Origin of the sequence: Mucilaginibacter sp. (genome assembly GCF_036383575.1) — a bacterium.
In the GTDB taxonomy this organism is placed as follows: domain Bacteria; phylum Bacteroidota; class Bacteroidia; order Sphingobacteriales; family Sphingobacteriaceae; genus Mucilaginibacter.
The window spans coordinates 1-10,353 of the sequence record NZ_DASVOB010000829.1 but is presented as its reverse complement, the minus strand read 5'-3'; the positions used below and the strand labels follow the sequence as shown (position 1 = coordinate 10,353).

At 42.8% G+C, this 10,353-nt stretch carries 6 protein-coding genes; 1 reads left to right on the top strand and 5 read right to left on the bottom strand.

The genetic code is table 11. The features are described 5' to 3' along the window. Window positions 1–3,968: carboxypeptidase-like regulatory domain-containing protein (locus VF500_RS29315; protein ID WP_330863054.1), on the top strand; the 3,968-nt coding region annotated here is incomplete at its 5' end. Between the two features lie 80 nt (window positions 3,969–4,048). On the opposite strand, the gene VF500_RS29310 is transcribed toward VF500_RS29315, so the two are convergent. The 5 genes from VF500_RS29310 to VF500_RS29290 all read right to left on the bottom strand — a co-directional run bounded on the left by VF500_RS29310 (window position 4,049) and on the right by VF500_RS29290 (window position 10,350). Continuing rightward, window positions 4,049–4,906 (bottom strand): AMP nucleosidase, encoded by an 858-nt coding sequence (locus VF500_RS29310; protein WP_330863053.1) that lies wholly within the window; start codon window positions 4,904–4,906, stop codon window positions 4,049–4,051. A 90-nt stretch (window positions 4,907–4,996) separates the two neighbouring features. Next, window positions 4,997–6,235 carry an ATP-dependent Clp protease ATP-binding subunit ClpX gene (clpX, locus tag VF500_RS29305; protein ID WP_091211420.1) on the bottom strand — a complete coding sequence of 413 codons (1,239 nt, stop codon included), beginning with the start codon at window positions 6,233–6,235 and terminating at the stop codon, window positions 4,997–4,999. Window positions 6,236–6,372: 137 nt separating this feature from the next. Further along, window positions 6,373–7,098: an ATP-dependent Clp protease proteolytic subunit gene (locus tag VF500_RS29300; protein WP_110585211.1), complete on the bottom strand. Its 726-nt coding sequence runs from the start codon at window positions 7,096–7,098 to the stop codon at window positions 6,373–6,375. 415 nt (window positions 7,099–7,513) lie between these two features. Further along, window positions 7,514–8,872: a trigger factor gene (gene tig, locus VF500_RS29295; RefSeq protein ID WP_330863052.1), complete on the bottom strand. Its 1,359-nt coding sequence runs from the start codon at window positions 8,870–8,872 to the stop codon at window positions 7,514–7,516. A 494-nt stretch (window positions 8,873–9,366) separates the two neighbouring features. After that, a complete protein-coding gene (locus VF500_RS29290; protein ID WP_330863051.1) occupies window positions 9,367–10,350 on the bottom strand; it encodes a cytochrome C in 984 nt (327 codons plus the stop codon). Window positions 10,351–10,353: the final 3 nt, after the last annotated feature.

The following is a 10,353-nucleotide window of genomic DNA, read 5'->3' as shown; positions in this document are numbered from 1 at the left end:
CGGGACAACAGGCTAAAACCGACATAGTGGTTACCGATGCCAAAGGCCATCCCGTAGCCAATGCCGATTTAACGGCCTGGTCAATGACGAGTAAGTTTACCGACTACAAGACACCTTACGTACCCTACCTTGGCAAAGGTTTTGCTTATCGCAAGCAAAAACCAGGTTTTAATACCGGCAGCATAAACAGCGATGGCTCATTACAGCTCAACTGGAAACGCTGGAGTAAGGAAATGGGGCTTGACAGTATTGCCTACTACCAGTTTACCCATCCCAACAAAATTTACCGGGTTGAAGAAGATGCCAAAGACTCGCTAACCCAGGTAGCGCCTTTTGTGGTTAAAAACGGCGATGTACTGCCTGTGCATATCATTTACATTGATGACCGGCCGGTTTACTTCGACCAAACGCAGCAGCTTAAACGCTACAGCTTCGCGGTATCGCCAGGTAAACACATGTTCAGGTTCAGGACCAGCCATCAAAATATTTGGGTGGATAGCGTAGATGTACAAAAATCAAAAAAGCTGATCTTCAGCATTAATGCCGATAATGCACACTCAACAAAGGTTTTGGATACTTTGAGTACCTATGAATGCGATCTGATCAACCGCTACCTGATCACGGTTATCAATAATTTTGGCTGGAAAATGGCCCTGCTAACCCAAAACGAAAGGCTATTTATGGTCAACCCTAATCCCAACTATGGCTATCGAAATAATGAGGTGCTTGTTGGGCCATTAGCGGAAAATTTTGCCAATTTAAATGTACAGGGCAGTGGTTCACGATATTTTGTGACGGAGCCAGGTTACTCGTTTCTGTTCGAGCCCGGCCTTATCAAGCAAAAAAGTATTGCTACTACTTATCCATTCAACCTTATACTGTCGTCATACCACGGCCCTGCCGATGATTATACCCAACAGGTGCTTACCCAGCCCGAGGCCGAAAGTATCTGGCAGCAATACATTGATCTGCGCAGCAATACCCAGCAGCTGTTTGTAAATCCCACTATCACGGGCGAAACAGGTAAACTAAGTATGAACATCGATCAGCCTAAAGACAAAAAACTGCTGATCAAAAACGTGATCATTTATAAATATGATGACCCGGACTTTATCATGATCTATACGGGCAATACCACTTATGTAAACAACCTGAACACCGGCAGGTACAGGGTTTTATTTTTGCTTAAAGGCGACAGCTACGATATTAAAGAAAACGTAGCTATAAAAACAGGCGGCACTAATTATTACAACTTTATGGTATTGCCCGCGCATGGCAAGGATTCGGTAGGCATCCGGATCAGCAACATTATCAATAACCGGACAGGCAGCTATAACCACGGAGACCGCGAAATAGAAAACGATGCCCTGAAAATCAAAGAAGCGTTTAATGACAAATACCTTGATACAGGCAATTTTGGCGACATGATGAACGGTACAGTTATTGCCAGCGATGATAAATTAGCTGTACCAGGTGTAACCATAAGGGTAAGAGGTTCATCAACAGGAACAGTCACGGATGCAGCGGGGCGCTTCAAATTAAAGGTACCTAAAACCGGTAAACTCATTGTAAGCTTTATAGGCTACGAAACACAGGAAGTAAGCATCCAACCCGGTGCTACTATCAGGGTATCTTTAAAACCCAGCTCAAAATCATTACAGGAGGTTGTGGTAGTAGGATATGGAGTGCAACGAAAAGCAGACGTGACTGGATCAATAGCAACCGTATCATCATTAGAAGGCGGGCTTGCCGGCCTGACAGTAGGTAACGGGGCCAATATCATGATCAGAGGCATTAGTTCATCACCGTCAGCCCAGCCGCTGATTGTAGTGGATGGTGAGATCGTGGATAAACTATCTGATATCAATAAAGATGACATTGCAGAAATTAGTGTATTGAAAGATGCCGCCGCCACCGCGATATATGGTTCCCGTGGTGCAAATGGCGTCATTGTTATCAGAAGCAAGGCTAAACCCGGTTTGGCCGGAGGCCAAAGGGCCGATAGCACACAAACCGGCAGCAAGCAAACCATGCGCAAAAACTTTTCTGATTACGCCTACTGGCAACCCAAGCTGACTACTGACGAGCATGGCAAGGCCAGCTTCATGGTCACTTATCCTGATGATATCACCAACTGGCGAACATTTATCATCGGCATCACCGGCAACAGGCAAACCGGCTTTACTCAAAGTAGCATCAAATCATTTAAACCATTAAGTGCCAACTTCATCGCGCCGCAATTTGCCGTTGCCGGCGATGAAATGAACCTGATAGGTAAGGTGATGAACTATAATAGTACACCTGCAAAGCTTACCCGTATTTTTAAATACAATGGCCAAACGCTGAAGCAGGATGAATTGGAGGTTAAAAACTCTAAAATAGATACACTTACCATAACTGCCGCTGCTTCTGCTACTCCTGCCGACAGCCTCAGTTTTGAATATACCATTAAACGGGACAATGGCTATTTTGATGGCGAGCAACGCAGGATCCCGGTAATGCCGCAGGGTGTTAAAGAAACCAAAGGCGTATTTGAGGCCCTCGACCGCGATACCACCGTGAACATGAAATTTGATCCGGCATTAGGCCCAGTTACTTTCCGGGCTGAGGCTTCAGTATTGCCTGCGTTGACTGAAGAAACCCGCAAGCTAAGGGAATATAAATACCTGTGCAATGAGCAATTGGCTTCAAAATTGAAAGGCCTGCTCATGGAACGACGTATTAAAAGGTTTCTGGGCGAAGAATTTAAATATGAGAGAAATATAAACGATGTAATTAAAAAGCTGAAAGAGAACCGTAAAAGCAACGGTACCTGGGGCTGGTGGAAAGATAGCAACGAGGAGCTCTGGATCAGCCTGCATGTGGTAGAAGCGCTTGTAGATGCCCAAAAAGAGGGTTACACCATTGATTTGGACAAACAAAAACTAACCGACTATCTCATCTATCAGTTGGAAAGCTACAAACGCAGAGACAAAATACTTTGTGTTCAGCTACTTCATAAACTGGGGTCTAAAGTTGATTATCAGAAGTATGTAACAAGCATTGAAAAAGAGCAGGCTAAGGATCAAAAAAACTTCGACTATAAATTATCGGGCTATGATAAATTAAGAATGATGTTATTACGGCAGGAATCGGCATTGCCGATAAAAATGGACAGTTTGCTCAATACAAGTAAACACACCTTGTTTGGTAGCATGTATTGGGGCGAAGATGGTTATCGCTTTTTTGACAATTCGGTTCAGTTAAGTGTATTAGCCTACCGCATTATCAAAAACGATGGCAGGCATCCCGAGTTACTGGCTAAAATACGCGGCTACTTCCTTGAACAACGCCGCCTTGGTGATTGGCGTAACACCTATGAATCGGCCTTGATCCTCGAAACTATCCTTCCTGACCTGCTGATTGAAAACAAGCAAGTTAAACCATCTCAGATCACGCTTACAGATACTGATACAAAAACTATCAGTAAGTTCCCATATTCTGCTACACTAACTGATAAAACGATCAGTATCAGCAAAACCGGCAGTCTGCCTGTATACGTTACCGGTTACCAGCAGTTCTGGAACAGCAAGCCCGAAAAAGTAAGTAAAGATTTTACAATAAACACCTGGTTTGAGCGTAAGGAAAAAGCAGTAACCACCTTAAATGGTGGCGAACCGGTATTATTAAAAGCAGAGGTAACAGCCCGCGGCGACGCTGATTTTGTGATGATAGAGATCCCGATACCTGCCGGATGCTCGTACGAAAGCAAGGAACAGCAATGGGATAACAACGAGGTACACCGCGAATATTTTAAAGAGAAGGTAAGTATATTTTGCCGCAGCCTTAAACAGGGCAAATATACATTCACCGTAAACCTCATCCCCCGTTACAACGGTAAATACACCCTAAATCCGGCCAAAGCCGAAATGATGTATTTCCCGGTATTTTACGGCAGAGAGGGGATGAAGCGGATTGTCATTGATTAGAACCTTGATTTCCCTGATTTAAGGATTTCTTGATATCATAATCTATCAGGTAATCCTTAAATCCTAAAAATCATGGTTCCTTAGAATTTCAAATGCTTAACCGTTAACCCGTTATTGATCAACTGCTTTAACGATTCGATGCCGATATGCAGGTGTGTTTCAACAAATTGCTCCGTTACTGACGAGTCGCTTTCGGCGGTTTTTACACCTTCGGGGATCATCGGCTGATCTGACACCAGCAGCAGTGCGCCTGTAGGGATCTTGTTGGCAAAGCCTGTGGTAAATATGGTTGCTGTTTCCATATCAACGGCCATGGCGCGCAGATCTTTAAGGTATTTCTTGAATACTTTATCATGCTCCCAAACGCGGCGGTTGGTGGTGTAGCAGGTGCCAGTCCAGTAATCGCGTGAGTAATCACGTATGGTGGTTGAGATAGCCTTTTGCAGCGCAAATGACGGCAGTGCAGGTACTTCAGGTGGTAAATAATCGTTCGATGTACCTTCGCCCCTAATGGCTGCTATCGGCAGGATCAGGTCGCCAACGTTGTTCTTCTTTTTAAGGCCGCCACATTTACCTAAAAATATTACAGCTTTAGGGTGAATGGCAGTAAGCAGGTCCATAACCGTAGCCGCAACCGAACTACCCATACCAAAGTTAATAATGGTAATACCGTTGGCTGTAACGCTTTGCATCGGCTTATCGATCCCCATGATAGGCGCGTTATCATTCCACTGCGAAAACAGCTGGATGTACTTTGAAAAATTGGTGAGGATAATATACTCTCCAAATGCTTCAAGCGGCCGGCCGGTGTAACGTGGCAGCCAGTTGGCTACAATTGCTTCCTTGGTTTTTAATCCTGATTTTACCGGCGATTGCACTTCTTTCACCGGCGGTGGTAAGGCATCTCCGTCTTTTTTAATGTTTAATTCTTCGTTCATATGATTTGTTTTTATACAGCAAACCCCGGTATGATAACCAGGGCCGCTTTATTTTTTAATAAATATAAGTGTTTACTTATATACTGTGCGTTAAGCTACTTTTAACTTTTTCAGATCAGATTTCTCAAACTTCTCGTGTGCGTAATCCAATGTTACGTTCAGGCGTTTCACATCTTTTTTAGATGGGAACTCAAACATGGCATCAATCATGATGGCTTCGCATATGGAGCGTAAACCCCTTGCGCCAAGTTTAAATTCCATTGCTTTGTCAACAATAAACTCCAATACCTCGTCTTCAAAATCAAGCTTCACTCCTTCGTACTCAAACAATTTTTTGTATTGTTTCAATAACGAGTTTTTAGGCTCGGTTAAGATATTGTGCAATGCTTCCCTATCAAGCGGGTTGAGGTAGGTAAGCACCGGCAAACGACCTATCAGCTCAGGGATCAAACCAAATGATTTCAAATCCTGTGGAGTGATATACTTGTAGAAGTTTTTGGTATCGATATCGCCTTCGTCGTTCTTAAATTTGTAACCAACAGTTTGGGTGCGCAGACGATTGGCTATCTTCCTTTCAATACCATCAAAAGCACCACCGCAAATGAATAGGATGTTGCTGGTATTTACGGTGATCATTTTTTGATCGGGGTGTTTACGACCGCCTTGTGGTGGTACGTTAACCATAGTACCTTCCAGTATCTTTAATAAGGCTTGTTGTACACCTTCACCGGATACATCGCGGGTTATAGAAGCATTATCGCTTTTACGCGCTATTTTATCAACCTCATCAATGTAAACAATACCTTTTTCGGCAAGGGTTACATCGTAATCGGCAGATTGTAACAGGCGGGTCAGGATACTTTCAACGTCCTCCCCTACATAACCGGCTTCGGTTAATACAGTGGCATCGCAAATGCAAAACGGAACGTTAAGTACTTTTGCAAGTGTTTTGGCAAGCAGGGTTTTACCCGTACCTGTTTCACCTACCATGATGATGTTTGATTTTTCAATCTCAACCTCATCTTTATCAATACGCTGGTTTAAGCGTTTGTAATGATTATATACAGCTACAGAAAGTATCTTTTTGGCATCATCCTGACCGATAACATATTGGTCAAGGTGGGCTTTCATTTCTGACGGCTTAAGCAAGGCCGGCGCCAGAGGCGATGACTTCACTTTACGTACCTTCAACTCCTCGGCCAATATTTCATTGGCCTGGTTCACACATTTATCGCAAATGTGTGCATCAAGTCCTGCTATTAACATCAGGGAATCCTGTTTACCAGCACCGCAAAATGAACACCTGATCTCCTTGCTGTTTTTATTCATCTGATTCGTTTTCTTACTCAAAGTTAAATAATTAGTGACAGAAAACAAAGTTAGTCACCATAAGTACTAAGTCTCAAGCCTAAAGTCATTTTTTTTCTGACTTCAAACTTAAGACTTAGAACTCAGGACTAAAAAAATTATTTTCCTTTGTTACCTCTTAAAATTTCGTCAACCATGCCAAATTCTTTGGCTTCTTCTGCAATCATCCAGTAGTCACGGTCAGATGCATCCCAAACTTTTTGGTAAGGTGCACCACTGTGATCAGCAATGATCTGGTACAGTTCTTTTTTCAATTTGGTGATCTCCTGGTAGGTGATCTCAATGTCCGACTGCTGGCCTTGTGCACCGCCTGATGGCTGGTGGATCATCACCCTTGCATGCGGAAGCGCCGCCCTTTTACCTTCAGTACCTGCTACTAACAATACGGCAGCCATTGAAGCAGCCATACCTGTACAAATAGTAGCTACATCATTTGATATAAACTGCATGGTATCATAAATACCTAAACCGGCATAAACCGAACCACCAGGTGAATTGATATAGATCTGGATATCGCGTTTAGCATCGGCCGATTGTAAGAAAAGCAATTGAGCCTGGATAATGTTTGCAATATTATCATAAATGGCATCGCCAAGGAAAATGATACGGTCCATCATTAAACGTGAAAACACGTCCATGGCCTGTACATTAAGCTGGCGCTCCTCAAGAATGTATGGGGTCATACCAGTTGGTACGGTAGTGATACCAGAAGGCATGCTGCTTCTTTCAACACTTCCAATATACTTATCTACATAAAGGCTGTTAATACGGTGATGCTTAACAGCATATTTTCTGAATTCGTTTTTATCGATATTACTGCTCATGGTTTTTGTTTGTTGTTCGTTAGGAAATGCGGGCGTCTAACCCGCGATAAATATAGTTTTTAGTTCAATAGATTTTTTGCAAGATAGTTTTTATTACGTAATTTTTTGATGAGGCCTAAGTGACGAAACAGGATTTTTTTGGTCAAAACTAACAGTAGAGTTTACCGGGGAGATGTTGGTGACAACACCAACATCGGGCGCAACATCAACATCGGGCAGGTTTTCCTACCGTCATTGCGAGGCACGAAGCAATCGCGAACTTTACAGGTCAACTTGCATAGCTACTCTGCCAATCGGGGATTGCTTCGTACCTCGCAATGACGCTTAGTTTTGAGTTAGGGATATAAAACACCAAAAGCAACCCGATGAGTTGCTTTTGGTGAATATGCTAATCTCCTACAGGAGATAAAACTGATTACTGCGCTGCGGTAACCAATGCACTGAAATCAGTGTAAAGGATATCCTGCTTATCTAAAGTGATCACATTTTTGATATAGTCAAATACCTTTAATGCTTTTACCTCTTCAAATATTTTGTTAGCGTTGTCTTTGTTTTGCAGGTACTGAACGGTGTACTGGCCTAATTGTTCTTCAGGGATCGCAGTTGGGCTGTACATTCTGAATTGCTGATCTAAACGGATCTTAGCTAATTCAAACACGTCTTCGTATTTAATTTCGATACTGTTATCAGTAATTACTTTGTTTTCGATCAAAGTCCATTTCAGGTTTTGAGCAAAATCATTGTAACCGCCTTCTAATTCCTCATCGCTCAGTTTTTCGTTGGTTGCTTTTAACCAGCGTTTCAGGAACTCATCAGGAAGAGCGAAATCAACTTTAGCAATAGCCAGTTTGTACGTGTCGTCCTGCAATTTGCGGTCGGCATCCTGAACCATCATGCTTTCAAGCTCTTCAGTAATTTTAGTCCTGAATTCCTCTTCGGTAGTTACTGTACCTTCACCAAATAATTTGTCAAAGAACTCCTGGTTAAGATCACTTTCCTCTAAACGGTTAACGTTTTTAACAGTTAATTGAAAATCTGACCTTAAATCAGCGGCATCGTCTTCTTCAATTTTCAATAAACCGGCAATTTTAGCTGCGTCGTTATCAAAAGCTTTACGAATATCGAATGTTAACACATCATCTTTTTTCAAACCGATCAATGAAGCTTTGATAGCCTCATCTTTGATCTGATCTAAACGTACAGATGCTGTATTGGTTATTCCACCCTCAAAAACACTACCATCAGCCGAAAGTTGAACCAATTCGCTGTAAAGAACGTCATCATCTGCCGATACGTCAGGATTTGTCATTTTGCCATAGCTCCTGCGGATATTTTTGATCCTTGAAGCCAGCGTTTCGTCATCAACTTTAATTACGTATTGTGTTAATTTATCGGTTGATGAAAAGTTGATGCTGAACTCAGGAGCTAAACCTAATTCATATTTGAACTCAAAGTTATCGGCAAAATCCCAGTTATATTCTTTGTTATCATCGATAGCAGGTAAAGGCTGACCTAATACGGCCAGTTTTTGCTCGTCGATGTAGTTATTTAAAGTATCTTGTAACAGGTTGTTGATCTCGTCAACAAGGATGCTTTTACCGTACATTTTTTTGATGTGCGCGGCAGGCACCATGCCCGGGCGAAAACCAGGAAGCTTTGCTTTTTTAGCATTTTCCTTTATAGCTTTTTCAACACGTGGCTGGTAATCTTCAGGGTTGATGTTAATTTTAACAACTGCGTTCAGGTCATTAATTTTTTCCTGTGTAATATTCATCTTTTACCGGGTATTTAATTTAATCCTTTGAAATATAGCCTAAAACCTAATCCGTGCTATACAAAATTCGAGGCGCAAAAGTATGAATTTATTTTTAATTAGTGGTTGATTTTATATTGTTTTCGAGGAAAATGAAACTGCTTTTAAATGAATTGACCGGCAGGGCCCGCACAACAATAGCGTATAAATTTGTCTGAACCTGTGTTTGTCTGAACCCGAATTAAACGAATTTTTAGAATTGATTGAAAACAAGAGGACTTGCGCATCATTTCTGGCAAATTCTTTAATTCAATAAACTCGGGGTCACTCAATATGGGCGTTCCCGTTAGCTAACGGGCCCGTCCGCCAACTGGCGGATGCAAGTCCTCGCCTTTCCTACCCGCCATCCCAACGCTCGCTGCGGGCTTTCCGCTTCAATCCCTAACGGGGCTAACGCACTGCCCACAAAACCGGTCGTTAAACCCAACTAATCTCTAATCTCCAACCTCTGATCTCTATTTCCCATTCCTTTCAAATTTTACAACATGGTTACTGATGGGTTTTATCGTTTTCAAATACGCATAAATCGCTTCCAGATCTGATGTCTTCATACTGCCATATCTCCACCAGGGCATTATCGTTTGAAACTCGCCCGGCTTTACAGGAGTGGGCTGTACTTTACCATTGGCATATTGGGTGAACCTGCTTACAAACTGCTCCTTTGTCCAGCTACCTATGCCGGTTTCTTTATCAGGCGTAATATTGGCCGAAAATACTTTGCTGCCGCCGGGCACAATATAACCTTGTCCGCCGGCAAAAGCCATAGCTTCATTGAGCTGACCTTTATTTGATTGCGTGTGGCACTCTTTACAAGCCGCTGCGTTTAACAAATAAGCTCCGTACTTAATAGTATCTGCAGTATTGGGAATACTTCCCAATACTGCTTTTTGAGGCATAGTATGCACAATAATGTTCAGCGGAAAATCAAGCTGATGGCCCGGGTAGTTTTTGCCAACAGGTTTCAAAGTGCGCATATAAGCGATGATAGCATAAAGGTCTTCCCTATCCATTTTAGCGTAATATGGCCATGGCATTATTGGGAATATGGCCGAGCCATCTTTTTTAACGCCGGTGGTCATCGCCCTGAAGATCTCGCCATCTGTCCAGTCACGCAAATTTAAAGCGGTAATATTGGGCGAATAAACGGTGCCGGGAAAACCCGCCGAAGCATCAAACTTTTCACCTCCGGCACCCAATACTGTCGAATCGGAAGGGCCTGCAAATTTATCCCAGCTCCGGGTGGAATGACAATCCAGGCAAACGGTTACGTTATTAGCAAGATACTTGCCGCGGGGTATGCGCTGTGGGGTGGCATCTACTTTAATAGCTTCGGGTTGGCCCACATTGGGCAATGCCAGCGTTATGTAGGAGATGCCGGCAACTGCGATGAGGACAAGCGCTATAACTGCATAGGCCGTCCATTTTAAAAACTTTTTCATTCA